Origin of the sequence: Citrobacter sp. Cu096, assembly GCF_030332285.1 — a bacterium.
Taxonomy (GTDB): Bacteria; Pseudomonadota; Gammaproteobacteria; order Enterobacterales; family Enterobacteriaceae; genus Citrobacter; species Citrobacter meridianamericanus.
In genome coordinates this window covers 735,515-760,152 of the sequence record NZ_JAOWID010000030.1, presented here as the reverse complement: position 1 = coordinate 760,152, position 24,638 = coordinate 735,515, and the positions used below count along the sequence as shown (strand labels likewise).

Genomic DNA, 24,638 nt, shown 5'->3' with positions numbered 1-24,638 from the left:
TATTGTCTCTGACTACTAAGTAACCCAATCGATGGATTAACGCAGTAAAGAGAGGACGTTTTGCGTGGTCTGGTTAGCCTGTGCCAATACAGAAGTACCCGCCTGCTGCAGGATCTGCGCACGAGACATGTTAGATACTTCGGTCGCGTAGTCGGAGTCTTCGATACGGCTACGGGCAGAAGACAGGTTGTTGACGGTGTTACCCAGGTTGGTCACTGCAGATTCAAAACGGTTCTGCACCGCACCCAGGGAGCTACGGAATTTATCAACATCAGACAGCGCATCGTCAATTTTCTTCAGCGGGTCAAGGCTGATATCTGGTGTAACTGCGGCATTCTGGGTTATTGCACCAGCGCCATCAATCGTCGCACCTTTGTAAGTACCATCAGCTTGTTTAACAGCGAATTTCGTGGTGCCCGCATCTTTATAAGAGATCAAGCTTTGGTTCGCAGCAGTGAGTGCAGTGGTATTCACCTTCACATCTTTACCAACGGTTGCGGCAGTTGTAGCACCTGTCGGAGCAGCAGTGGTTGTACTGTTAAAAGTTACCTTACCATTGGTATTGTCAAGCGTTGCCGCCCATGTGTCAGTACCATCTGTAACAAAGTATTTACCTGCAGTATCTTTAACTAATGTTTGACCAGTAACAGTACTACCCGCTTTCTGATCGACAATATCAGCAGCAGCTGGCGTAACTTGAGTATTGATTTTTGTACCGTTAGAAATAGTCGTTGCAATCTTAGTCACGTCCAGATCGTCGAGCTTCAGAGTGTCACTGTTGATTTTTTTCAGGTCAATGGTGATGGTTTCACCATCCTTAGCACCAACCTGAATAGTCAGTTGTCCGTCTTGGTTCAGAACTTTTTTACCGTTGAAGTCGGTCTGCTCGGAAACACGGTTGATTTCTGCCAGGCGCTGATTAATTTCGTCCTGGATAGAAGACAGGTCGGAATCAGAGTTGGAGCCGTTCGCGGCCTGTACGGACAGTTCACGAACACGCTGCAGGTTGTTGTTGATTTCAGACAGCGCGCCTTCAGTGGTCTGTGCAACAGAGATACCGTCGTTAGCGTTACGGGAAGCCTGAGTCAGACCTTTGATGTTCGCGGTGAAACGGTTTGCAATCGCCTGACCAGCAGCATCGTCTTTCGCGCTGTTGATACGCAGACCAGAGGACAGACGCTCGATAGCAGAGCCCAGAGCGGACTGAGATTTGTTCAGGTTGTTTTGGGTCAACAGCGACAGGCTGTTTGTATTGATGACTTGTGCCATGATCTTTTCCTTATCAATTACAACTCGATGTTATTGGGCTGTTGCCCACGGTTTCTCACCGTAACCCATGTATCGGCACCTTAATTTCGAACTTTAGAAAATTTTTACTTTCCGCCCTCTTTTTTCTTAGCCCCTGAAATACCCTCTATATGCACCACTATTCCGCGCATTATTTTCACAAAACTATCATTAAACTTTGCGCGCAGATTGCCGATAACCCGCAGAACAATTGTTTGCAATCACAAGGAATCGGGCATGGCTTCATTTACATCATTAGGCGTAGGCTCAGGCTTACCACTGGATACGTTGCTAAACAACCTGACTATTGCTGAGAAAAAACGTTTAAATCCAATTACTCAGCAACAGACCGACAATACCGCCCGTCTGACGGCTTACGGTACGCTGAAGAGTGCGCTGGAAAAGTTCCAGACGGCCAATACTGCGTTAAATAAACCGGAGCTGTTCAGAAGCAGTAATGTGACGAGCAGTACTGAAGACCTGAAAGTTAGCACCGAAGCCGGCGCGGCACCGGGTATTTATACCATCAGCGTCACGCAACTGGCACAAGCGCAATCGCTGAGCACCAAATCAGTTGCTTCAAACAAAGAGGCTCTGGGTGATGGTTCCGCCACGCGTACCATTAGAATTGATCAGCCGGGTCGAAAAGAGCCGCTGGAGATTAAACTCTCGCAAGATAAGACCACGCTGGATGATATCAGCAAGGCAATAAATGATACCGATAGCGGCATCTCCGCCAGCATCGTGAAGGTGAAAGACGGCGAGTTCAAACTGGTACTGACCGCAGCAGAAGGTCTGGACAGCAAGATGACCATCTCTGTTGATGGCGACAGTAAGCTGAACGATATGCTGGCCTACGACAGCACGACCGGCACTGGAAAAATGACCGAGCTGGTTCAGGCGCAGAACTCCAAGCTCACGATGAACGGTATCGATATTGAGCGTCAAAGCAACAAAATCACCGATGCCCCGCAAGGTGTTACGCTGGAGCTAACCAAAAAAGTTACCGACGCCCGCGTCACCGTGACGAAAAGCAATGAGAAAGCCACGGAAGCGATTAAAGGCTGGGTAGATGCCTATAACTCACTGATCGATACCTTTAATACGCTGACCAAATATAAAGCCGTTGACGCAGGTGCGGAAGGTCAGGACAAAGACAACGGCGCGCTGGTCGGTGATAGCGTGGTGCGCACCATTCAGACCGGTATTCGCGCGCAGTTTGCTAACTCTGGTAGCCAGGGGGCTTTTAAAACCCTGAATGAAATCGGCATCAAGCAAGATGGCAAAACCGGCAAGATGTCCATCGATGATACCAAACTGAAAAAAGCACTGGACGAAAACACAGCCTCTGTTCGCGAACTGCTGGCGGGCGATGGCAAAGAAACCGGCATCACTACCAAAATTGCCGCTGAAGTAAAAAGCTATCTCGCCGATGACGGCATTATCGACAATGCGCAAGACAGCATTAACGCCACGCTGAAAAAACTGACCAAACAATATCTGTCAGTCAGCGCCAGCATTGACGACATGGTTGCACGTTACACGGCGCAGTTTACCCAGCTTGATAGCATGATGAGCAAACTGAATAACACCAGTACCTATCTGGGCCAACAATTTACAGCGATGAACAAATCCTGATAACACGAGGTAAGCATGTATACCGCGAGCGGTACCAAAGCCTATGCACAGGTCAGCGTGGAAAGCGCCGTGATGAGCGCCAGTCCGCATCAGTTGATCGAAATGTTGTTTGATGGCGCGAACAGTGCCCTGGTGCGCGCTCGCCTGTTTATGCAACAGGGCGATATCGTCGCTAAAGGCGAGGCCTTAAGTAAAGCCATTAACATTATCGACAATGGTCTGAAAGCGGGGCTGGATCAAGAGAATGGCGGCGAAATCGCCACCAACCTGTCCTCACTGTACGACTATATGATCCGCCGTTTACTGCAAGCTAACTTGCGTAATGATTGTCAGGCTATTGAAGAAGTCGAAGGGTTGCTCGGCAACATTGCAGATGCCTGGAAACAGATCTCACCGAAAGCGACGTCCCAGGAGTCTCGTTAATGACCTCAGCCGTGGAGTTTATCAACCGTTGGCAGCGCATCGCGCTGCTCAGTCACTCACTGCTGGAACTGGCGCAGCGCGGTGAATGGGACCTTTTACTGGAACAGGAAGTTACCTATCTGCAAAGTATTGAAGTGGTCATGGAAGAGCAAACTCCACCAGGCATTACGCGAAGTATTCAGGATTTAGCCGCCGGGTACATTAAACAGACGCTGGATAACGAACAGTTACTCAAAACATTGTTGCAGCAGCGCCTGGATGAGCTCAGCAATCTCATCGGTCAATCGACCCGCCAGAAGACGCTAAATAACGCCTATGGCCGTCTTTCCGGCATGCTGTTAGTCCCCGACGCCCCCACTACCCCACAATAATTTCCCGTCTCGTCTGAATAATCTTCCATACTCCAGAGGTCGGCCAAACGACTTCTGGAGCACGGAAGATGAAAAATCCCACGTTATTGCAGTTTTTTCACTGGTATTACCCCGATGGCGGTCAACTGTGGCCCGAGCTTGCCGAACGCGCAGGCGGGCTCAATGACATCGGCATCAATATGGTATGGTTGCCCCCCGCTTATAAAGGCGCTTCTGGCGGTTATTCGGTGGGTTACGACTCTTATGATCTGTTTGATCTGGGTGAGTTTGACCAAAAGGGAACCGTCGCCACCAAATACGGCGATAAGAATCAACTGCTGGCAGCGATAGACGCGCTGAAACACAATGATATTGCCGTCCTGCTGGACGTAGTGGTTAACCACAAAATGGGCGCGGATGAGAAAGAGAATATCCGCGTCCAACGGGTTAACGCCGACGATCGCACACAAATAGACGATGAGATCGTTGAATGCGAAGGCTGGACGCGCTACACCTTCCCTGCCCGCGCAGGCCAGTACTCGCAATTCATTTGGGACTTTAAATGCTTCAGCGGCATTGACCATATCGAGAACCCAACCGAAGACGGTATTTTTAAAATCGTTAACGATTACACCGGCGAAGGCTGGAACGATCAGGTTGATGATGAATTGGGTAACTTTGATTACCTGATGGGCGAAAACATCGATTTCCGTAATCACGCCGTGACCGAGGAGATCAAATATTGGGCACGCTGGGTAATGGAACAAACCCAGTGCGACGGCTTTCGCTTAGATGCCGTGAAACACATCCCGGCATGGTTTTATAAAGAGTGGATTGAGCACGTGCAGGAGGTGGCACCCAAGCCGCTGTTTATCGTCGCCGAATACTGGTCCCACGAAGTCGATAAGCTACAAACCTACATCAATCAGGTGGAGGGAAAAACCATGCTGTTCGACGCCCCTTTGCAGATGAAATTCCACGAAGCCTCCCGTCAGGGTCGCGATTACGACATGAGTCAGATTTTCACCGACACCCTGGTGGAAGCCGATCCGTTTCATGCCGTCACGCTGGTTGCCAACCACGACACCCAACCCTTGCAGGCGCTGGAAGCCCCCGTCGAGCCGTGGTTTAAGCCACTGGCTTATGCGCTGATCCTGTTGCGCGAAAACGGCGTGCCATCAGTCTTCTATCCTGACCTCTACGGCGCACATTACGAAGACACCGGCGGCGATGGCGAAACCTATCCTATCGATATGCCGATCATTGAACAGCTTGATGAACTGATCCTCGCGCGCCAGCGCTTCGCGCATGGGGTACAGACGCTCTTTTTCGATCATCCTAACTGTATCGCTTTTAGTCGCAGCGGAACGGACGACGATCCAGGCTGTGTGGTTGTTATGTCTAACGGCGATGACGGAGAAAAGACCATCAATCTCGGCGCGAATTACGGCAATAAAACCTGGCGTGATTATCTGGGTAATCGCGAGGAAAGCGTGGTTACCGATGATAACGGCGAAGTAACATTTTATTGTAACGGCGGGAGCGTCAGCGTGTGGGTCATTGAAGAAGTGATTTAAAACTCAACCCCGGTGGCCATGGGCTACCGGGGCGTACGGCTTATGGCAGTGGCGTAGCCAGCGGCGTTTTCTTTAACGCGTCAGCGCACTCCTGCGTTGGGCGATCGACCCGTTGCAGCGTCATACCGTCATATTCCAGCGTATTGCCTTCACGCTCAATCTCATACAGCTCGCGTTTCACCGTCACGTTGGTGAGATCGCCAGAGAGCATCGTTAGCTTGCCCGGCAGCGCGATCACTCGCTGCCACTGGCGACAGTCCAGCGTATCGCCCTCTTTTGTTACCACCAGACTGGCGATCGCTTCCGGACTCACCAGGCTGCGTTGCGGACCTTTTGACTGCCAGTACCCTTCCAGACCCGCTGGCGCTGGCGTCTTCACCACGTCGTTATAATTTTCTACTTCGGCGCATCCGGTTAGCGCCAGAAATACACCAACGATTGCTAATTTTTTCATCATTCATCCTGCATGCGAAGAAAATGGGATTGTGGCATTAAAGGCCTGATGTCGCCAGCCTTTCAGCGGTGTTGATAAAGATTGATCCAGGCGGTATTACCTCTTATTACTCATAGTCAAAAATTCTGATCGGTGTAGTATCCACACTTCTTGTTACATACCTTCTGAGTTCAGAGGCAAAACGCATGTCATGGCAACACTTCAAACAGGCCTGGTTAATTAAATTTTGGGCCCCCGCCCCTGCGGTCATCGCAGCGGGTATTCTCTCCACTTATTATTTCGGCATTACGGGAACCTTCTGGGCCGTTACCGGTGAATTCACTCGCTGGGGTGGTCAAATCCTGCAGTTGTTTGGCGTTCACGCCGAAGAGTGGGGATATTACAAGCTGATTCATCTCGAAGGTTCTCCCCTGACCCGCATTGACGGCATGATGATCCTCGGTATGTTCGGGGGCTGTTTTGCCGCCGCGCTGTGGGCCAACAACGTCAAATTGCGCATGCCACGCAGCCGGGTGCGCATTATGCAGGCCGTTGTCGGCGGGATGATCGCCGGATTCGGCGCCCGGCTGGCGATGGGCTGCAACCTGGCCGCATTCTTCACCGGCATTCCGCAGTTCTCGCTACACGCCTGGTTTTTCGCGCTGGCAACGGCAATTGGCTCTTGGTTTGGCGCACGCTTTACCCTGCTGCCGATGTTTCGTATTCCGGTCAAAATGCAGAAAGTTTCCGCCGCTTCTCCGCTAACCCAAAAACCGGAGCAGGCCCGTCGCCGTTTCCGCCTCGGCATGCTGGTGTTTATCGGCATGATCGGCTGGGCATTACTGACTGCGATGGATAAACCCAAGCTCGGTCTGGCGATGCTATTTGGCGTTGGGTTCGGTCTGCTGATTGAACGGGCGCAAATCTGCTTCACCTCCGCCTTCCGCGACCTGTGGATTTCCGGTCGCACTCATATGGCAAAAGCGATCATCTTCGGGATGGCGGTCAGCGCCATCGGTATCTTTAGCTACGTGCAACTGGGCGTCGAGCCTAAAATCATGTGGGCGGGTCCAAATGCAGTGATCGGCGGCTTGCTGTTCGGCTTCGGTATTGTGCTGGCGGGCGGGTGTGAAACCGGCTGGATGTACCGCGCCGTTGAAGGTCAGGTACATTACTGGTGGGTTGGTCTGGGCAACGTTATTGGCTCGACCATTCTGGCCTACTACTGGGATGATTTTGCTCCCGCGCTTGCCACCAACTGGGACAAAGTGAATCTGCTCAACACCTTCGGTCCGCTCGGCGGTCTGCTGGTAACCTATCTGCTGTTATTTGCCGCGCTGATGCTGATCATCGGCTGGGAAAAACACTTCTTCCGCCGCGCAGGGCTGACGCCTGCCAAGGAGTCTGTATGAAAAACATCGTGCCTGATTATCGCCTCGATATGGTCGGCGAGCCGTGTCCGTACCCGGCTGTTGCCACGCTGGAAGCGATGCCGCAATTGAAGAAAGGTGAAATTCTGGAAGTGGTAAGCGATTGCCCGCAGTCAATCAACAATATTCCACTGGATGCGCGCAATCACGGCTATACGGTGCTGGATATTCAGCAGGATGGCCCAACGATTCGCTATTTGATTCAGAAGTAATGCAATTCTCCCGTTGTCTGACGCAGCGGGAGAATGTTCAGTGATTAAACATGCCTCAACATCAGATGCAAGACTTTATGTTCCCGCCTTTGTTTCATCTACTTAACATCATAGGTCGATCGTTCCATGATCAGATGGTAAACTGTCAAACCCTAAGAATTCGCTGATTTTTATAATGTTTAAACTATTCGCAAAGTACACATCAATAGGGGTCATCAATACGATCATTCACTGGATTGTCTTTGCTATATGCATATACGGCCTGCACACCGGACAAGCTCTCGGTAATTTTTCTGGTTTCCTCGTGGCGGTATCATTCAGCTTCTTTGCTAACGCAAGATTCACTTTTAAGTCAACGACGACAACCATGCGCTACATGCTCTATGTTGGCTTCATGGGAACGCTAAGCGCTGCTGTAGGATTATGTGCTGATAAGTCAGGTATGGCGCCTATCATCACTTTAATTTTATTCTCAGCCATCAGTTTGGTATGCGGTTTCATTTATTCTAAGTTCATTGTCTTTAGGGATGCGAAATGAAAATATCTTTGGTTGTTCCTGTCTTTAACGAAGAGGACGCGATACCAATTTTCTATAAAAATGTTCGCGAATTTGAAGAACTCAAAAAGCATGAAGTAGAAATCGTATTCATCAATGATGGAAGTAAAGACGCAACAGAATCAATGATCAACGCGCTTGCGATATCTGATAGGCTCGTGGTTCCTGTTTCTTTTACTCGTAATTTTGGAAAAGAACCGGCTATATGTGCAGGACTTGACTATTCCACTGGTGAAGCCGTCATTCCGATCGATGTTGACCTACAAGATCCCATTGAAGTTATTCCGGCCATGATAGAGAAATGGCAGTCAGGTGCAGATATTGTACTTGCAAAGCGTTCTGACCGTTCTACCGATGGGAAACTAAAGCGTAAAACCGCTGAATGGTTTTATAAATTACACAATAAAATCAGTAATCCAAAAATAGAAGAGAACGTTGGCGACTTTAGACTCATGTCCCGCCATGTAGTAGAGAACATTAAACTCATGCCAGAACGTAACCTATTCATGAAAGGCATCCTAAGCTGGGTTGGTGGCCGCACTGATGTCGTCGAATACACTCGAGCCGGGCGCATTGCGGGTAACTCAAAATTTAACGGCTGGAAATTATGGAATCTTGCGTTAGAGGGCATTACCAGTTTTTCGACGTTTCCACTTCGGATTTGGACTTACATCGGTTTTTTTGTCGCTGCTTTATCCTTCTTGTACGGAGCTTGGATGATTGCCGATAAAATATTTTGGGGAAACCCGGTAGCAGGATATCCGTCTATTATTGTTTCTATTCTATTCCTTGGTGGTGTTCAGCTAATTGGAATAGGTGTATTAGGTGAGTACATCGGAAGAATATATATCGAAAGCAAGCAGCGCCCACGCTATATAGTTAAAAAACAAGATGGAAATAAAAATGTTTTCTAAACTCGACAAGAAATTACTCTTAATTTACTCAGGACTGGCTCTATTATTCATCTATCCTTTAATACAAGCTGGAATATACTATAGGGATGACTTTGATAGATCCATAAGTGGGTATTATGGTTGGCGTGGCTTAGGCCGTCCTTTTGCAGATATTTTAGCAAGATTTTTTTCTGCAAGTGGTCATTACAATCTTGACTTATTTCCGTACACGATGCTCGCGTCCTGTGTCTTTTTAGGTGCCTCTTCACTTGCGCTCAGCAAACATTTGATCAGATCAGATGTTGCAAATGCTAAAATGGTTGCCGCACTTTTAATATTCAATCCATTCATTCTGCAAAATATCGCTTATCGATACGATAGTCTGGGAATGTCTATCGCTTTTTTCCTTGCAGTAATTGCGTATACGTATTCAAATAAAAACCTGACACTAGAGGTTGCAACAAAACTAATATCAGGAGTATTAGCCTTAACATTGTATCAGCCATGTGCAAACATTTTTATTGGTTTACTTGCTATTGACGTAATGATTATAGCGATAAAACAACACGTAAAAGTCAAAGAATTCGTAATCTTTTTATTTAAGAAAACAACTCTATTTTTATCGTTTTACATTATCTATATGTTTTTCTTTTCTCCAAAAAACAACTCTCGCGCAGAGCTAATACCTTTGGATAAAGGAGGACTGGATTATCTTATTGGGACGTTAGCATCATTAAAAGCGTTAGTCCTTGCTTATCTTTATCATCCGGTTTACATCTATTTCGCAATCCCGATATTAATAATCTGCGTGTTTATGCTCATTACTTATCGTGCACACATCGGAAATATCGTGTCTTTTATTCTATATGGGGCCATTTCTTTTTTAATATTCATTGTTTCTCTTATGGGGCCAACCATATTGCTTCAGGATGCCCCCGTACTCCCACGTACTTTAGTCTCCTTTTCAGTTATAATGGTTATAATTGCTATACCAATCATGCATTTCTCTCCTCGCCTAAAATATATGGCACTGATGCCTGTCATTGCTTCATTTGCCTTTAGCGCTCAGTTGGGCAACACAATGAAAGCTCAACAAGAATATGAAGATTTTGTTTTCAACATGATTGCGCAGGATATTGCAAATCATAAGAGCATCGTTTCGATTGGAACTGTAGGCCAGTTAAATGCAAATGAAAGAGCAAAACTGATAATAGAAAACAAACCGCTTATAGGTCATTTCGTTTTTCCAGCCACTGAGTTTTTAGCATCCTTCCAATTAATTAACAAAGGATTATTACAAACACAGCATGGTTATAGTGATGTGCAAGAGAATAAAATTAAACTGGCTAATATGATAAACAAAGGAATCAAACCTGTATCCTCTAACCAGTATTACTCATTATTTATTTCAGATAACACCGCTATAGTCTTTTTGGGAAAATACAATAATTAGCTATTACGAGCCCTCATACTGAAATTTGAGGGCTTTTTCTTCGATAAGATGAGACTCATGACGACGGCTCAGCATCAGGCATGCCTTACGGTACAAACAGGAAATTTCACTGAGATAAAATGCCGGGAGTTTGACCGATGTGATGTGCATCCATGCACTTTTATATTAAACCGCAGATAGTGACGCAAAAAGTATGTGGTTTAATAAATATCATTAGGTTAGTGAACCTACACCTGCATCGACATCACTTCCTGATACGCCGACACCAGTTTGTTACGCACCTGAATCCCCATTTGCATTGAAACTGACGCTTTTTGCATATCGGTCATCACATCATTCAGCGCAATACCCGGTTCACCGAGGGTAAATTTCTCAGCCTGCACACGGGACGCGGTTTGCACATCGCTGATCCTGTCTAACGCCGCATGCAGTTGACCGGCAAAGCTGACGGTCGGTTGTGGCTGCATATCCTGCATTTTTGCTGACATCGCCGTAGCCTGTAGCTGGCTGATAACCCCTTCAATCCCCTGTATTGCCGACATTCTGATCCCCTGGATGATTTTTTACGTAGTTGAGATTACCAGTTAGTCAATAAGATAAAGGCGTTAAATAACGATAAAAAACCACGGTTTTTAACGCATAGAAAAATTCGAAACCGCAAATAATGAGACCGTCAATTTTTCGAGTTTGCTGACCCGGGAGTGAGTCTTGTTCCACTTTGCAAAAAACGCCGTCCACGATAAGCCACGAGGTGCGAGATGAGTGCGACAGCATCGACTGCAACCCAGCTTAAACCTCTCGAGTGGTTAAATCGCCTGCGCGCGAATCCCAGAATTCCTCTGATTGTGGCGGGAGCCGCTGCCGTCGCTATCATCGTGGCGATGGTTCTGTGGGCCAAAGCGCCTGACTACCGTACGCTGTTCAGCAATCTTTCCGATCAGGACGGTGGCGCAATTGTTACCCAACTGACGCAGATGAACGTTCCCTATCGTTTCACTGAGGGAAGCGGCGCGATTGAAGTTCCTGCCGACAAAGTCCATGAACTGCGTTTACGTCTGGCGCAGCAAGGCCTGCCCAAAGGCGGCGCGGTGGGTTTTGAGCTGCTGGATCAGGAAAAGTTTGGTATCAGCCAGTTTAGCGAGCAGGTCAACTACCAGCGCGCACTGGAAGGTGAATTAGCCCGTACCATCGAAACACTGGGACCGGTAAAACGCGCCCGCGTGCATCTGGCAATGCCAAAACCGTCGCTGTTTGTACGTGAGCAAAAAGCGCCTTCTGCCTCCGTCACCGTCAATCTCGAGCCGGGTCGTGCACTGGATGAAGGTCAGATCAGTGCGGTCACGCATCTGGTATCCAGCGCTGTTGCAGGGTTACCGCCCGGCAACGTTACGCTGGTCGACCAGGCGGGGCATTTATTAACCCAGTCGAACACCAGCAGCCGCGACCTTAACGATGCGCAGCTGAAATACGCCAGCGACGTCGAGGGCCGCGTTCAGCGTCGTATCGAATCGATTCTGTTGCCAATTGTCGGCAACGGTAATGTTCATGCGCAAGTCACCGCGCAGCTTGATTTTGCCAATAAAGAGCAAACCGAAGAACAGTACCGTCCAAACGGTGATGAGTCTCAGGCCGTGCTGCGTTCTCGTCAGTTGAACGTCAGTGAGCAGATCGGTAGTGGAGCACCAGGCGGCGTGCCGGGCGCATTGTCTAATCAGCCAGCACCCGCCAATACTGCGCCAATCGCCAACCCACCGGCGAATCAGCAAAACGCGCAAAATACGCAAAACGCGCAAGCGACGAATAACAGTAATAATGCGGGCCCGCGCAGTACTCAGCGCAATGAAACCAGCAACTATGAAGTCGACCGTACTATTCGCCACACCAAAATGAACGTTGGCGATGTGCAGCGTCTCTCGGTGGCAGTAGTCGTCAACTATAAAACCTTGCCAGACGGCAAACCGCTGCCGTTGACCGCCGAGCAGATGAAGCAGATTGAGGATCTGACCCGCGAGGCGATGGGTTTCTCCGACAAGCGTGGTGACACCCTGAACGTGGTGAACTCTCCCTTCACAGCGACTGATGACTCAGCTGGCGAACTTCCGTTCTGGAAACAGCAGTCCTTTATCGACCAGTTAATGTCCGCTGGCCGTTGGTTGCTGGTTCTGTTGGTGGCCTGGATCCTGTGGCGTAAGGCTGTTCGCCCACAGTTGGTCCGTCGCAGCGAAGAAGCGAAAGCGATACAAGAACAAACACGTATCCGTCAGGAAACCGAAGAAGCGGTAGAAGTTCGCCTCAGCAAAGACGAGCAGACCCAGCAACGTCGTACGAACCAGCGTCTGGGCGCAGAAGTCATGAGCCAACGTATTCGTGAAATGTCAGATAACGATCCGCGCGTCGTGGCGCTGGTCATTCGCCAGTGGATGAGTAACGATCATGAGTAATGCCCTTACCGGTACCGACAAAAGCGTCATTCTGTTGATGACCATTGGCGAAGATCGCGCGGCGGAGGTGTTTAAGCACCTCTCCACGCGCGAAGTTCAGGCGCTCAGTACAGCGATGGCGAACGTACGCCAGATCTCAAACAAGCAGTTGACGGAAGTACTGGCCGAGTTTGAACAAGAAGCCGAGCAGTTTGCCGCGCTCAATATCAACGCTAACGAATATTTGCGCTCCGTACTGGTGAAAGCGTTGGGCGAAGAACGCGCCTCCAGCCTGCTGGAAGACATTCTGGAAACCCGCGATACCACCAGCGGTATTGAAACGCTCAACTTTATGGAGCCGCAAAGCGCCGCCGACCTTATCCGCGACGAGCATCCGCAGATTATCGCCACCATTCTGGTACACCTCAAGCGGGGCCAGGCGGCTGATATTCTGGCGCTGTTCGACGAACGTTTACGTCACGACGTGATGCTGCGTATCGCTACTTTCGGCGGCGTCCAGCCTGCCGCGCTGGCAGAACTGACCGAGGTACTAAACGGCCTGCTCGATGGCCAGAATCTCAAACGCAGCAAAATGGGCGGCGTGAGAACGGCGGCAGAAATTATCAACCTGATGAAAACTCAGCAAGAAGAAGCGGTTATTACCGCCGTACGCGAATTCGACGGCGAACTGGCGCAGAAAATTATCGACGAGATGTTCCTGTTCGAGAACCTGGTGGACGTCGACGATCGCAGTATTCAGCGCCTGCTGCAGGAAGTGGATTCCGAATCACTGCTGATTGCTCTGAAAGGTGCCGAACAGCCGCTACGCGAGAAGTTCCTGCGCAACATGTCGCAACGTGCTGCCGATATTCTGCGCGACGATCTCGCCAACCGCGGTCCGGTGCGTTTGTCGCAGGTGGAAAACGAACAGAAAGCAATCCTGCTTATTGTGCGTCGTCTGGCAGAAACCGGCGAGATGGTGATAGGCAGCGGCGAGGATACCTATGTCTAACGAATTGCCGTGGAAAGTCTGGACCCCGGACGACCTCGCCCCACCGATGGCGGAGTTCGTACTGGCCGACCACAGCGAAACGCCGCTGTCAGAAGAGACAGAAGAGCCAGAGCTTTCCCCTGAGCAACAGCTTGAACAGCAGCTCGCACAGTTGCAAATGCAAGCCCATGAGCAAGGTTATAACGCGGGTTTGGCAGAAGGTCGCCAAAAGGGTCATGAACAAGGTTATCAGGAGGGGCTGAGTCAGGGGCTGGAACAAGGCCAGGCCCAGGCACGCGCGCAGCATGCCCCCATCCATGCCCGCATGCAGCAGTTGGTGAGCGAGTTTCAGAATACCCTGGATGCGCTGGACAGCGTCATTGCCTCACGCCTGATGCAAATGGCGCTGGAAGCGGCGCGTCAGGTTATTGGTCAGACGCCAATCGTGGACAACGCTGCGCTGATTAAGCAAATCCAACAGCTGTTGCAACAGGAACCGCTGTTTAGCGGTAAGCCGCAGCTACGCGTACATCCCGACGATCTCCAGCGTGTGGAAGAAATGCTCGGTGCCACACTCAGTCTGCACGGCTGGCGACTTCGCGGCGACCCGACGCTGCATCACGGCGGCTGTAAAGTCTCCGCCGACGAGGGCGACCTGGATGCCAGCGTCGCCACGCGCTGGCAAGAACTCTGCCGTCTGGCAGCGCCAGGAGTCGTGTAATGACCACACGCCTGACTCGCTGGCTCAATACGCTGGACAACTTCGAAGAGAAAATGTCGCTGCTGCCTGCGGTACGCCGTTATGGTCGCCTGACTCGTGCCACCGGGCTGGTACTGGAAGCCACAGGTCTACAGTTGCCGCTGGGCGCCACCTGCGTCATTGAACGTCAGGACGGCAACGAAACACAGGAAGTCGAAAGTGAAGTCGTGGGCTTTAACGGCCAACGTCTGTTTCTGATGCCGCTCGAAGAGGTCGAAGGCGTTCTGCCCGGCGCACGCGTGTATGCAAAGAACATTGCCGGGGAAGGTCTGCAAAGCGGGAAGCAATTACCGCTTGGCCCTGCTCTGCTCGGGCGTGTGCTTGACGGCAGCGGAAAACCGCTCGACGGCCTGCCCGCCCCGGACACCACCGAAACGGGGGCATTGATTACACCGCCGTTTAACCCCCTGCAACGCACCGCGATTGAACACGTTCTGGATACTGGCGTACGCCCTATCAACGCATTGTTAACCGTCGGACGTGGTCAGCGTATGGGTCTTTTCGCAGGTTCCGGCGTCGGTAAAAGCGTCCTGCTCGGCATGATGGCGCGCTATACCCAGGCCGATGTTATCGTCGTCGGTCTGATTGGCGAGCGCGGTCGCGAAGTTAAAGATTTTATTGAAAATATTCTCGGCGCTGACGGTCGCGCACGCTCGGTGGTGATTGCCGCTCCGGCAGACGTTTCGCCGCTGTTACGTATGCAAGGCGCGGCTTATGCCACGCGTATCGCCGAAGATTTTCGCGATCGCGGACAGCACGTATTGCTGATTATGGATTCCCTCACCCGTTATGCGATGGCGCAACGTGAGATCGCGTTGGCGATCGGCGAACCACCGGCAACGAAAGGTTATCCACCCTCGGTATTCGCTAAATTACCGGCGCTGGTCGAACGTGCCGGGAACGGCATTCACGGCGGCGGCTCAGTCACCGCATTTTATACGGTACTGACTGAAGGCGACGACCAGCAGGATCCGATTGCCGATTCCGCGCGCGCGATTCTGGACGGCCACATCGTCTTGTCCCGTCATCTGGCTGAGGCGGGCCACTATCCGGCTATTGATATTGAGGCTTCTATTAGTCGCGCCATGACCGCGCTCATTAGTGAACAACACTATGCGCGGGTGCGTAACTTTAAACAGCTGTTATCCAGCTTCCAACGCAACCGCGATCTGGTCAGCGTGGGCGCGTATGCCAAAGGCAGCGATCCGATGCTGGATAAAGCCATCGCCTTATGGCCACAACTGGAAGCATTCTTACAGCAAGGTATTTTTGAAAGAGCTGACTGGGAAGATTCTCTGCAGGCTTTAGAACTGATTTTCCCTGGTGTGTGATTAAGCAGGAGAGCATAGGTCATGGCACAACATGGTGCATTAGCAACATTGAAAGACCTGGCTGAAAAAGAGGTAGATGACGCCGCTGTCTTATTGGGAGAGATGCGTCGTGGCTGTCAGCAGGCGGAAGAGCAGTTGAAAATGCTGATCGATTATCAGCATGAGTATCGCAACAATCTGAACAGCGACATGGGCCAGGGTATTACCAGCAATCGCTGGATCAATTACCAACAATTTATTCAGACGCTGGAAAAAGCGATTGAGCAACATCGCCAACAGCTCAATCAATGGACGCAGAAAGTAGACCAGGCATTGAACAGTTGGCGCGACAAAAAACAACGTTTACAGGCGTGGCAGACACTGCAGGACAGACAAACTTCGGCGGCATTACTGGCCGAAAACCGCCTGGATCAGAAAAAGATGGATGAATTTGCTCAGCGCGCAGCTATGAGGAAACCCGAATGATTACTTTACCCCAACTGATTACTACCGACACCGATGTAGCCGCAGGTCTTCAGTCAGGCAAAGCGGTAGATTCACCCGAGGATTTTTTAGCGATACTGGCTGGCGCATTAGGTGTGGGCGACGCACAAGGTAAAGCCGCCCCGCTGTCGCTGGCCGATTTACAGGCGGCAGGCAGCAAACTGCAAAAAGGGTTGTTACAAAAAAATGGTGACCCAACACCGTCGCTCAAGTTAAGTGAACTGCTGGCGCAAAAAGAGATACATAGCGATGCATCCCTTGCCGACATGACTGACGCCCAGCAACTGTTGTCAGCCCTCACGCCATCGCTGAAAGCGAATGCTATGACAACATTGGGTAAAGTGAATCAGCAGGATGAAAAAAACACCTCGCTGAGCGATGACGATCTCGCCAACCTGAGCGCGCTGTTCGCTATGCTGCCAGGCCAACCGCTGACCACACCAGCCGTTGACAGCACGCCTGTACCTGTTGATGCGACGCTTTCAACGTTAACACGCGGTGCAGTACATGGCGCTATCGCTGATAACGCGGGCGATTTGCTGCCCGGTGATGCCAAAAAAGGCAAAGCGAATAATGCGGCACCTGGTGGTAGCGTAGATCAGACCAACACTCCGACGCTAACCCCGCTGACGGCAGCGGCGGCGACCCGAGCAGAAATTGAAAGCTCCTCTTCACCGACCAGCATTGGCGTGACGGCGGCGCCGTTAAGCGGCCCGCAGCCCCATGCACAACCGTTACCGACAGCCGCACCGGTGCTTAGCGCGCCATTGGGAAGCCACGAATGGCAGCAAGCACTAAGTCAGCACGTTACGCTGTTCACGCGCCAGGGTCAGCAAAGCGCAGAACTGCGCTTGCATCCGCAGGACCTGGGCCAGGTGCATATTTCCCTCAAACTGGATGATAACCTCGCTCAGCTGCAAATGGTTTCGCCGCACAGTCACGTGCGCGCAGCGCTGGAAGCTGCGTTACCAATGCTGCGAACTCAACTGGCTGAAAGCGGGATCCAGCTTGGACAAAGCAATATCAGCAGCGAAAGTTTTGCTGGCAATCAGCAATCTTCCGGGCAGCAACAGCAGGCGGGTCGCGCCCAGGGACAAGATATTTTTGCCGCTGAAGATGACGCCGTACTGGCAACGCCTGCCTCACTGCAAGCCGCAGCACGTGGTGATGGAGCTGTAGACATCTTCGCCTAACGCCAGAGGTAGCATGATTATCCGCGTCTTTTCCACGCTTTGTCGTGGACAGGACACGGGATAATCAGCCCATAAGCTGTACCGAAACAGGAAGCCCGTATCTGATGACTGACTCCGCGATTAACAAAAAAAGTAAACGCGCTATTTGGATCCCTCTGCTGGTATTAATTACCCTCGCCGCCTGCGCAACTGCGGGGTATAGCTACTGGCGCATGCAGCAGCAGCCGTCCGCCAGCGTCAAAGCGGAACCGGCTCCACCGCCTGCCCCGGTGTTCTTCGCGCTGGACACTTTTACCGTCAATTTGGGTGATGCGGACCGAGTGCTGTATATCGGTATCACGTTGCGCATGAAAGACGAGGCGACGCGTTCACGTCTGAACGAATATCTGCCAGAAGTACGCAGCCGCTTGCTGCTGCTGTTCTCTCGTCAGAACGCAGCCACGCTTGCCACTGAAGAAGGTAAGCAACAGTTGATTGCCGCCATCAAAGAGACGCTCGCGACTCCGCTCGTTGTTGGACAACCCAAACAGGTTGTCACCGACGTTCTTTATACAGCTTTTATTCTGCGGTAAAGACATGGGCGACAGTATTCTTTCTCAGGCTGAAATCGACGCATTGCTTAACGGCGATAGCGAGACTAAAGACGAACCCATTTCCGGTATCGCAAAAGAAAGCGATATTCGTCCTTATGATCCCAACACCCAGCGCCGCGTGGTACGTGAGCGTTTACAGGCGCTGGAGATCATTAACGAACGCTTCGCGCGCCAGTTCCGTATGGGATTATTTAACCTGTTACGCCGCAGCCCGGATATTACCGTGGGTGCGATCCGTATCCAGCCCTACCACGAGTTTGCGCGTAATTTACCCGTTCCGACCAACCTGAACTTAATCCACCTGAAGCCACTGCGCGGTACGGGTCTGGTGGTGTTCTCTCCGAGTCTGGTATTTATCGCTGTAGACAACCTGTTTGGCGGCGATGGCCGCTTCCCGACGAAAGTGGAAGGTCGTGAATTTACCCATACCGAACAGCGCGTCATCAACCGCATGTTGAAGCTGGCGTTGGAAGGCTACAGCGATGCCTGGAAGGCCATCAATCCGCTGGAAGTGGAATACGTTCGTTCGGAGATGCAGGTGAAATTTACCAATATCACCACCTCGCCAAATGACATTGTGGTGAATACCCCATTCCACGTTGAGATTGGTAACCTGACCGGTGAATTTAACATCTGTCTGCCATTCAGCATGATTGAACCGTTGCGCGAGCTGCTGGTGAACCCACCGCTGGAAAACTCGCGAAATGAAGATCAGAACTGGCGCAATAATCTGGTGCGTCAGGTTCAGCATTCTGAGCTGGAGCTGGTGGCAAACTTTGCCGACATTCCGCTGCGGCTATCCCAGATTTTAAAACTAAAACCCGGCGATGTACTGCCGATTGAAAAACCCGACCGCATTATTGCTCATGTGGACGGCGTGCCTGTACTGACCAGCCAGTATGGCACTGTGAACGGTCAGTATGCGTTACGCGTAGAACATCTGATAAACCCGATTTTGAATTCGCTGAATGAGGAACAGCCCAAATGAGTGATATGAATAATCCGTCCGATGAGAACACTGGCGCATTGGACGATCTGTGGGCTGACGCGTTAAACGAGCAAAAAACCACGCCTACCAAAAGTGCGGCCGATGCGGTATTCCAGCAGTTAGGTGGCGGCGACGTCAGCGGTGCCTTGCAGGACATCGACCTGATCATGGACATTCCGGTCAAACTAACCGTCGAATTAGGCCGTACCCGTATGACCATCAAAGAGCTGCTGCGCCTGACGCAGGGTTCGGTCGTCGCATTGGATGGTCTGGCTGGCGAACCATTGGATATTCTGATCAACGGCTATCTGATTGCTCAGGGTGAAGTGGTAGTCGTCGCGGATAAATACGGCGTACGTATCACCGACATTATTACCCCCTCTGAACGTATGCGCCGTCTGAGCCGTTAATCATGAATACCCAGGCGACAGTTTCTCAGCCAGCAGCCGTCCCCGGCTCACCGCTGGTGCAGGTCAGCGGTGCGCTGCTCGGGATTATCGTATTGATCCTGGCTGCGGCCTGGGCCATTAAACGTCTGGGATTTGCTCCCAAAAGCGCCGGTACGCGCGGACTGAAAGTTGCGGCGAGTACCTCACTGGGCCCGCGTGAGCGCGTGGTGATTGTTGAGGTTGAAGATGCACGGCTGGTGCTGGGCGTAACCGCCTCGCAAATTAACGTCCTGCACACCCTGCCCCCGGTCCCTGCCGATGCAGAAGAAAAAACGGCCTCCCCCGCGGATTTCCAGGCCATGATGAAAAGTTTGCTCAAGCGTCCCGGGAGACCCTGATGCGCCGTTTGTTATTCCTCACGCTGGCAGGCTTATGGCTTTTCAGCCCCGTTGCCCTCGCCGAGCTCCCAGGCCTGGTTAGCCAGCCGCTGCCGGGCGGCGGACAAAGCTGGTCTTTGCCAGTGCAAACGCTGGTGTTTATCACCTCGCTGACATTCTTGCCCGCCATTTTGCTGATGATGACCAGCTTCACTCGCATCATCATTGTTTTCGGCCTGCTACGAAATGCGCTTGGAACACCCTCTGCGCCGCCAAACCAGGTGCTACTCGGGCTGGCGCTATTTTTGACCTTTTTCATCATGTCGCCGGTAATCGACAAAATCTACGTCGATGCATATCAGCCCTTCAGCGAAGAGAAGATCTCCATGCAGGAAGCCATGGAGAAAGGCGCGCAACCGCTGCGTGAGTTTATGCTGCGACAAACCCGTGAAGCAGACCTGGCGCTGTTCGCCCGTCTGGCAAACAGCGGTCCACTACAGGGACCAGAAGCCGTACCGATGCGGATTTTGCTTCCGGCCTATGTCACCAGCGAGCTGAAAACGGCATTCCAGATAGGCTTTACCATTTTTATTCCGTTTCTGATTATCGACCTGGTTATCGCCAGCGTGCTGATGGCGCTCGGGATGATGATGGTTCCACCCGCCACGATCGCGCTGCCGTTCAAGCTGATGTTGTTTGTACTGGTGGACGGCTGGCAGCTGCTTGTCGGCTCGCTGGCACAAAGCTTTTACAGTTAGAGGCGCGAAATGACTCCTGAATCGGTCATGATGATGGGCACAGAGGCGATGAAAGTCGCCCTGGCCCTTGCCGCACCTTTACTGTTGGTCGCCCTCGTCACGGGTCTAATCATTAGTATTCTGCAGGCGGCGACCCAGATTAACGAAATGACGCTGTCCTTCATTCCCAAAATTGTCGCGGTTTTTATTGCCATCATCGTTGCCGGTCCGTGGATGCTTAACCTGCTGCTCGACTACGTGCGTACGCTGTTCAGCAATATCCCTTATATCATCGGGTAGATGACATTATGTTGCAGGTGACCAGCGTTGAGTGGCTCCACTGGCTGAATCTTTACTTCTGGCCTTTGCTGCGCATCCTGGCACTCATCTCGACGGCTCCTATTCTCAGCGAGCGCGCCATCCCTAAAAGGGTAAAACTGGGGCTGGGATTGATGATAACCGTCGTTATCGCCCCGTCGATTCCCCCGGTAGATGTCCCTATCTTTTCTGTTGAAGCGTTATGGCAAGCAATGCAACAGATCCTCATCGGCATCGCCTTAGGCTTTACCATGCAGTTTGCGTTTGCTGCAGTGCGCACCGCCGGGGAATTAATTGGTCTGCAAATGGGCCTCTCATTTGCAACATTCTTCGACCCTGGTAGCCGTCTGAATATGCCGGTCCTGGCGCGACTGATCGACATGCTCGCGATGCTGTTGTTCCTGACCTTTAACGGCCATTTGTGGCTGATTTCGCTGTTGGTCGATACCTTTCATACGTTGCCCATCGGCGGTAATCCGGTGAACAGTAATGCCTTTCTCGCGCTGGCGCGTGCGGGTAGCCTGATTTTCCTCAACGGACTCATGTTGGCCCTGCCGATAATGACGCTGCTACTCACACTCAACCTTGCACTCGGCTTGTTGAATCGCATGGCGCCGCAGCTGTCGATTTTCGTCATCGGTTTTCCACTCACCCTTGCCGTGGGTATTTCATTAATGGCGGCCCTGATGCCATTAATTGCGCCGTTCTGCGAGCGATTATTCAGCGAGATTTTTAATTTGTTGGCTGATATTGTCAGCGAAATGCCCGGGAAATAATAACCCTTAATTTTTATCCTGTTTTACTAAGGATTATCCTAAATTTAAAAAGCAACAACATCCACCAGGATATACCTGTCGCGGCTTATTTGTTTTTGTCTCACTCACATAAAGCAACATTTACTTTACTTTAAGATGTTTCCTGGCAAATTATACGCAACTTTACGGGATAGTAATTTCGCCTGAAAAACAGCGAAAGCGTCATCTTAGGTCGTTATTATTCCGTTTAGTTGTGATGAAATAATCAGGTAAGGGGAATTATCGTTACGCATTGAGTGAGGGTATGCCATGTCAACGATTATTATGGATTTATGCAGTTACACCCGCCTAGGTTTGACCGGATATCTGGTGAGTCGGGGAGTGAAAAAAAGGGAAATCAACAACATTTCCAGCGTTGATGAGCTCAGCCTCGCCTGTGTCTCTCAGCAACCCGCTGTGGTGTTTATTAATGAGGACTGCTTTATCCACGATCCTGCTAACAGCCAGCAAATAAAGCAAATCATTAATCAGCATCCCGGCACATTATTTATTGTGTTTATGGCAATTGCCAATGTGCATTTTGATGAATATTTATTAGTAAGAAAAAACTTATTGATCAGTTCTAAGTCGATTAAACCAGATTCACTGGATGAACTCCTTGGCGATATTCTGAAAAAGGAAGTGGATATTGTCATTGATGTAAATCTGCCGACCTTGTCATTAAGCCGCACCGAATCCAGTATGCTACGCATGTGGATGGAGGGCCAGGGAACAATACAGATATCAGATCAAATGAATATCAAAGCCAAAACCGTGTCATCCCATAAGGGGAATATAAAACGAAAGATAAAGACGCATAATAAGCAAGTGATCTATCACGTTGTGAGACTCACAGATAACGTAACCAATGGTATCTTTGTGAATATGCGCTAAGACGTTCTGACTGGTGGCGACTCCACCAGTCAGAATCAAAAAGCTGAACTCACCTCACTCCACTTTTTCCACAAAGATACCATCCTGATGACCTGACTCATTAAAGAACCAGATACCGAGCGGGTAGTCTTCCAGCGAAACGAGGTACATGGTGCCTTCACTAAATTCTTCAATAGCCAGTACCACGCCCGGTCGACGAGGACCGCCGTCCGTTTTGACTGTAACCCGATCATTCACCTTCATCGTTTTCCTCCTGTGGCTTTGTGCCAGTGTAGAACAATTTCCTTTTTCTGGCAGCGCCCGGCTCGTGCGATTGCGGGTTTTATCGACGGTCTATACTTAAGTTGTGCGTATCTGATGTTGGGATACGCTCCCCCGGTATCCTTAACGGTTGAGAGGTATGAGGATGAAAACCGCGAAAGAGTACAGCGATACGGCCAAACGTGAAGTCAGCGTCGATGTGGACGCGCTGCTGAAGGCAATCAACGAAATCTGCGAGAGTGAGATTCATCGTAGTCAGGATGACCCGGAACGCGTCAGCGTCGATGGGCGTGATTACCATACATGGCATGAACTTGCCGACGCGTTCGAGCTTGATATCCATGATTTTAGCGTGTCGGAGATCAATCGCTGACTGAGGGCGAAAAAAATCCCGGCCCTTATCGGGTCGGGATCAAGCTTGCTTATGCAAGAAGCACTTGAAAATTCGTTACACCAGAAAATCTGATGTGAAACAAACCTTATCTGCAATTTTTTTGCCTGACAAGTAAATAATTCTCACCAAAATGATAAATATAACTAATGGTTGAGAGTTCACCAGGTTACCTTCAAGCCAGGTGTTCAGGCATCCTGGCAGAGCGATCTTCGCTCACCCGACACCAGTTCATCTTCACGGAATGCTTCCCGTTTGACGCCAAAGCCGTCGTACCAGCGACATTCCACCATTCCGCTGGCATACCCGGTAACGATCATGCGTGGGCCCCCCTCTTTGGAGGTGACTTCCTCACTGACAGAAAAGACCATACCTGCCTCCTGTATCAAGAGAAACCTTTACACCTTAGACGACAAAGAGGCGTTTTGCGTAATCATCTCTGCGACAATTAGTGCGAAACTCCGCGTAGTCTGGCGACGGCTTTCACCAGCAGCACCACGACCCCGCCAATGATAAAACCGAGCACCAGATTCAGCAGGGTCGGAAGCATTAGCGCAATCAATGCACTTTGCTGTTGGGAAAAATGTTCAATCGCATGATGCAACGGTGATATCCCGTGTACCACGATTCCACCACCGACCAAAAACATCGCCAGCGTACCCACCACAGAGAGGGTTTTCATCAGCCAGGGAGCGACCACCAGCAATCCTTTCCCCAGCGACTGGGCAAGCGCGCTACGTTTTTCTGCCAGCCAGTAGCCAATATCATCGAGCTTAACGATAATCCCAACCAGGCCGTATACCCCCACGGTTACGACTAACGCGATGCCTGATAACACCAACACCTGATTCAGCAGTGGCGCATCCGCGACGATACCCAGCGTAATCGCGACAATCTCGGCAGATAAGATAAAATCGGTACGTATCGCCCCTTTGATTTTATCTTTTTCAAAGGTGAGAGGATCCTGCGCCGCCAACGTTGTCAGACGCTGCTGGCGCTCCTCTGGAGTCTCTTTGTGCTTACGCGCTTGCAAGGTATGGAGAATTTTTTCTGCCCCTTCAAAACAGAGAAACGCCCCGCCAACCATTAATAAAGGGGTGATCGCCCACGGAATGAAGGCGCTTATCAATAGCGCCAATGGCACAAGGATAACTTTGTTAATAAATGATCCTTTTGCCACGCTCCAGACTACCGGGAGTTCACGGTTCGCCCGCACGCCCGAGACCTGCTGCGCGTTAAGCGACAGATCATCCCCCAATACACCCGCCGTTTTTTTCGCGGCCAGTTTTCCCATGACTGAAATATCATCCAGCAGCGTGGCGATATCATCGAGTAAGGTCAGTAAGCTACTTCCTGCCAAAGTTTTAATCCTCAATATTATTTTTTTGCAGCCATAAGTATGAAGTAAAACACGCAATGCTGAAACTGACCTTTCTGGTCAACATTTTTTTAACATCAGTACGTAA

Annotated in this window: 30 protein-coding genes; 24 read left to right on the top strand and 6 right to left on the bottom strand. The window is 50.7% G+C overall.

Annotated features, from left to right (window positions below):
* Positions 1-36: 36 nt before the first annotated feature.
* On the bottom strand, positions 37-1,269 hold the full coding sequence (locus tag OGX99_RS17960; protein ID WP_286544574.1) for a FliC/FljB family flagellin: 1,233 nt from the start codon (positions 1,267-1,269) through the stop codon (positions 37-39).
* A gap of 255 nt (positions 1,270-1,524) precedes the next feature.
* Here OGX99_RS17960 and fliD point away from each other — a divergent pair, with 255 nt between their 5' ends.
* The 4 genes from fliD to amyA all read left to right on the top strand — a co-directional run bounded on the left by fliD (position 1,525) and on the right by amyA (position 5,275).
* Positions 1,525-2,925, top strand: coding sequence for a flagellar filament capping protein FliD (gene fliD, locus OGX99_RS17955; RefSeq protein ID WP_286544573.1), 1,401 nt, complete (start codon positions 1,525-1,527; stop codon positions 2,923-2,925).
* 15 nt (positions 2,926-2,940) lie between these two features.
* On the top strand, positions 2,941-3,348 hold the full coding sequence (gene fliS / locus OGX99_RS17950) for a flagellar export chaperone FliS (protein WP_187252247.1): 408 nt from the start codon (positions 2,941-2,943) through the stop codon (positions 3,346-3,348).
* Complete coding sequence (gene fliT / locus OGX99_RS17945) at positions 3,348-3,719, top strand: flagella biosynthesis regulatory protein FliT (RefSeq protein WP_151218906.1); 372 nt, start codon at positions 3,348-3,350, stop codon at positions 3,717-3,719. The genes fliS and fliT overlap by 1 nt, the downstream gene beginning before the upstream one ends.
* Before the next feature lie 68 nt (positions 3,720-3,787).
* Positions 3,788-5,275: an alpha-amylase gene (amyA, locus tag OGX99_RS17940; protein WP_286544568.1), complete on the top strand. Its 1,488-nt coding sequence runs from the start codon at positions 3,788-3,790 to the stop codon at positions 5,273-5,275.
* 40 nt (positions 5,276-5,315) lie between these two features.
* On the opposite strand, the gene yedD is transcribed toward amyA, so the two are convergent.
* Entirely contained in the window at positions 5,316-5,729 is a 414-nt protein-coding gene (gene yedD / locus OGX99_RS17935; RefSeq protein ID WP_151218908.1) for a lipoprotein YedD, read from the bottom strand.
* Between the two features lie 164 nt (positions 5,730-5,893).
* Between yedD and yedE the strand changes: the two genes are divergently transcribed.
* The 5 genes from yedE to OGX99_RS17910 all read left to right on the top strand — a co-directional run bounded on the left by yedE (position 5,894) and on the right by OGX99_RS17910 (position 10,252).
* Positions 5,894-7,120 (top strand): selenium metabolism membrane protein YedE/FdhT, encoded by a 1,227-nt coding sequence (gene yedE / locus OGX99_RS17930; RefSeq protein WP_502873435.1) that lies wholly within the window; start codon positions 5,894-5,896, stop codon positions 7,118-7,120.
* Entirely contained in the window at positions 7,117-7,350 is a 234-nt protein-coding gene (gene yedF, locus OGX99_RS17925; protein ID WP_000790504.1) for a sulfurtransferase-like selenium metabolism protein YedF, read from the top strand. Before yedE ends, yedF begins: the two co-directional genes overlap by 4 nt.
* A 175-nt stretch (positions 7,351-7,525) precedes the next feature.
* Positions 7,526-7,888 carry a GtrA family protein gene (locus tag OGX99_RS17920; RefSeq protein ID WP_151218909.1) on the top strand — a complete coding sequence of 121 codons (363 nt, stop codon included), beginning with the start codon at positions 7,526-7,528 and terminating at the stop codon, positions 7,886-7,888.
* Positions 7,885-8,820, top strand: coding sequence for a glycosyltransferase family 2 protein (locus OGX99_RS17915; RefSeq protein ID WP_187252245.1), 936 nt, complete (start codon positions 7,885-7,887; stop codon positions 8,818-8,820). Before OGX99_RS17920 ends, OGX99_RS17915 begins: the two co-directional genes overlap by 4 nt.
* A complete protein-coding gene (locus tag OGX99_RS17910; protein ID WP_286544564.1) occupies positions 8,810-10,252 on the top strand; it encodes a glucosyltransferase domain-containing protein in 1,443 nt (480 codons plus the stop codon). The genes OGX99_RS17915 and OGX99_RS17910 overlap by 11 nt, the downstream gene beginning before the upstream one ends.
* Before the next feature lie 227 nt (positions 10,253-10,479).
* Here OGX99_RS17910 and fliE read toward each other — a convergent pair whose 3' ends face one another.
* A complete protein-coding gene (gene fliE, locus OGX99_RS17905) occupies positions 10,480-10,794 on the bottom strand; it encodes a flagellar hook-basal body complex protein FliE (RefSeq protein ID WP_071696982.1) in 315 nt (104 codons plus the stop codon).
* Positions 10,795-11,010: 216 nt separating this feature from the next.
* On the opposite strand from fliE, the gene fliF reads away from it, so the two are divergent.
* The 14 genes from fliF (at position 11,011) to rcsA (ending at position 22,520) form a co-directional block, all read left to right on the top strand.
* On the top strand, positions 11,011-12,693 hold the full coding sequence (gene fliF, locus OGX99_RS17900) for a flagellar basal-body MS-ring/collar protein FliF (RefSeq protein ID WP_286544561.1): 1,683 nt from the start codon (positions 11,011-11,013) through the stop codon (positions 12,691-12,693).
* On the top strand, positions 12,686-13,684 hold the full coding sequence (gene fliG, locus OGX99_RS17895; RefSeq protein ID WP_003030443.1) for a flagellar motor switch protein FliG: 999 nt from the start codon (positions 12,686-12,688) through the stop codon (positions 13,682-13,684). The genes fliF and fliG overlap by 8 nt, the downstream gene beginning before the upstream one ends.
* Positions 13,677-14,384, top strand: a complete 708-nt coding sequence (gene fliH / locus OGX99_RS17890; protein WP_151218912.1) for a flagellar assembly protein FliH — start codon at positions 13,677-13,679, stop codon at positions 14,382-14,384. Before fliG ends, fliH begins: the two co-directional genes overlap by 8 nt.
* Positions 14,384-15,754, top strand: a complete 1,371-nt coding sequence (gene fliI, locus OGX99_RS17885; protein ID WP_047410431.1) for a flagellar protein export ATPase FliI — start codon at positions 14,384-14,386, stop codon at positions 15,752-15,754. Before fliH ends, fliI begins: the two co-directional genes overlap by 1 nt.
* A gap of 21 nt (positions 15,755-15,775) precedes the next feature.
* The gene (gene fliJ, locus OGX99_RS17880) at positions 15,776-16,219 is read left to right on the top strand and encodes a flagellar export protein FliJ (protein ID WP_016153491.1); all 444 of its coding nucleotides are present in this window, start codon (positions 15,776-15,778) and stop codon (positions 16,217-16,219) included.
* Positions 16,216-17,430 carry a flagellar hook length control protein FliK gene (gene fliK / locus OGX99_RS17875; protein WP_286544556.1) on the top strand — a complete coding sequence of 405 codons (1,215 nt, stop codon included), beginning with the start codon at positions 16,216-16,218 and terminating at the stop codon, positions 17,428-17,430. The genes fliJ and fliK overlap by 4 nt, the downstream gene beginning before the upstream one ends.
* A 104-nt stretch (positions 17,431-17,534) precedes the next feature.
* A complete protein-coding gene (fliL, locus tag OGX99_RS17870; protein ID WP_016153493.1) occupies positions 17,535-18,002 on the top strand; it encodes a flagellar basal body-associated protein FliL in 468 nt (155 codons plus the stop codon).
* A 4-nt stretch (positions 18,003-18,006) separates the two neighbouring features.
* Positions 18,007-19,011, top strand: a complete 1,005-nt coding sequence (fliM, locus tag OGX99_RS17865; protein WP_048218013.1) for a flagellar motor switch protein FliM — start codon at positions 18,007-18,009, stop codon at positions 19,009-19,011.
* Positions 19,008-19,421 carry a flagellar motor switch protein FliN gene (gene fliN, locus OGX99_RS17860; protein ID WP_003030433.1) on the top strand — a complete coding sequence of 138 codons (414 nt, stop codon included), beginning with the start codon at positions 19,008-19,010 and terminating at the stop codon, positions 19,419-19,421. The genes fliM and fliN overlap by 4 nt, the downstream gene beginning before the upstream one ends.
* Complete coding sequence (gene fliO / locus OGX99_RS17855) at positions 19,421-19,798, top strand: flagellar biosynthetic protein FliO (protein ID WP_187253003.1); 378 nt, start codon at positions 19,421-19,423, stop codon at positions 19,796-19,798. Before fliN ends, fliO begins: the two co-directional genes overlap by 1 nt.
* A complete protein-coding gene (gene fliP / locus OGX99_RS17850; protein ID WP_151218914.1) occupies positions 19,798-20,535 on the top strand; it encodes a flagellar type III secretion system pore protein FliP in 738 nt (245 codons plus the stop codon). The genes fliO and fliP overlap by 1 nt, the downstream gene beginning before the upstream one ends.
* Positions 20,536-20,544: 9 nt before the next feature.
* The gene (gene fliQ / locus OGX99_RS17845; RefSeq protein WP_003030425.1) at positions 20,545-20,814 is read left to right on the top strand and encodes a flagellar biosynthesis protein FliQ; all 270 of its coding nucleotides are present in this window, start codon (positions 20,545-20,547) and stop codon (positions 20,812-20,814) included.
* 8 nt (positions 20,815-20,822) lie between these two features.
* Positions 20,823-21,608: a flagellar biosynthetic protein FliR gene (fliR, locus tag OGX99_RS17840; RefSeq protein ID WP_151218915.1), complete on the top strand. Its 786-nt coding sequence runs from the start codon at positions 20,823-20,825 to the stop codon at positions 21,606-21,608.
* 288 nt (positions 21,609-21,896) lie between these two features.
* Positions 21,897-22,520: a transcriptional regulator RcsA gene (gene rcsA, locus OGX99_RS17835; protein ID WP_103771252.1), complete on the top strand. Its 624-nt coding sequence runs from the start codon at positions 21,897-21,899 to the stop codon at positions 22,518-22,520.
* A gap of 54 nt (positions 22,521-22,574) precedes the next feature.
* Here the strand turns inward: rcsA and dsrB are convergent, their stop codons facing one another.
* On the bottom strand, positions 22,575-22,763 hold the full coding sequence (gene dsrB / locus OGX99_RS17830; protein ID WP_003030419.1) for a protein DsrB: 189 nt from the start codon (positions 22,761-22,763) through the stop codon (positions 22,575-22,577).
* Between the two features lie 163 nt (positions 22,764-22,926).
* Here dsrB and yodD point away from each other — a divergent pair, with 163 nt between their 5' ends.
* A complete protein-coding gene (yodD, locus tag OGX99_RS17825) occupies positions 22,927-23,154 on the top strand; it encodes a YodD family peroxide/acid resistance protein (protein ID WP_003030417.1) in 228 nt (75 codons plus the stop codon).
* Between the two features lie 206 nt (positions 23,155-23,360).
* Here the strand turns inward: yodD and OGX99_RS17820 are convergent, their stop codons facing one another.
* Together OGX99_RS17820 and OGX99_RS17815 are read right to left on the bottom strand one after the other, a co-directional pair.
* Positions 23,361-23,543 carry a YodC family protein gene (locus OGX99_RS17820; RefSeq protein ID WP_151224641.1) on the bottom strand — a complete coding sequence of 61 codons (183 nt, stop codon included), beginning with the start codon at positions 23,541-23,543 and terminating at the stop codon, positions 23,361-23,363.
* 77 nt (positions 23,544-23,620) lie between these two features.
* On the bottom strand, positions 23,621-24,532 hold the full coding sequence (locus tag OGX99_RS17815) for a DUF808 domain-containing protein (RefSeq protein ID WP_210904640.1): 912 nt from the start codon (positions 24,530-24,532) through the stop codon (positions 23,621-23,623).
* Positions 24,533-24,638: the final 106 nt, after the last annotated feature.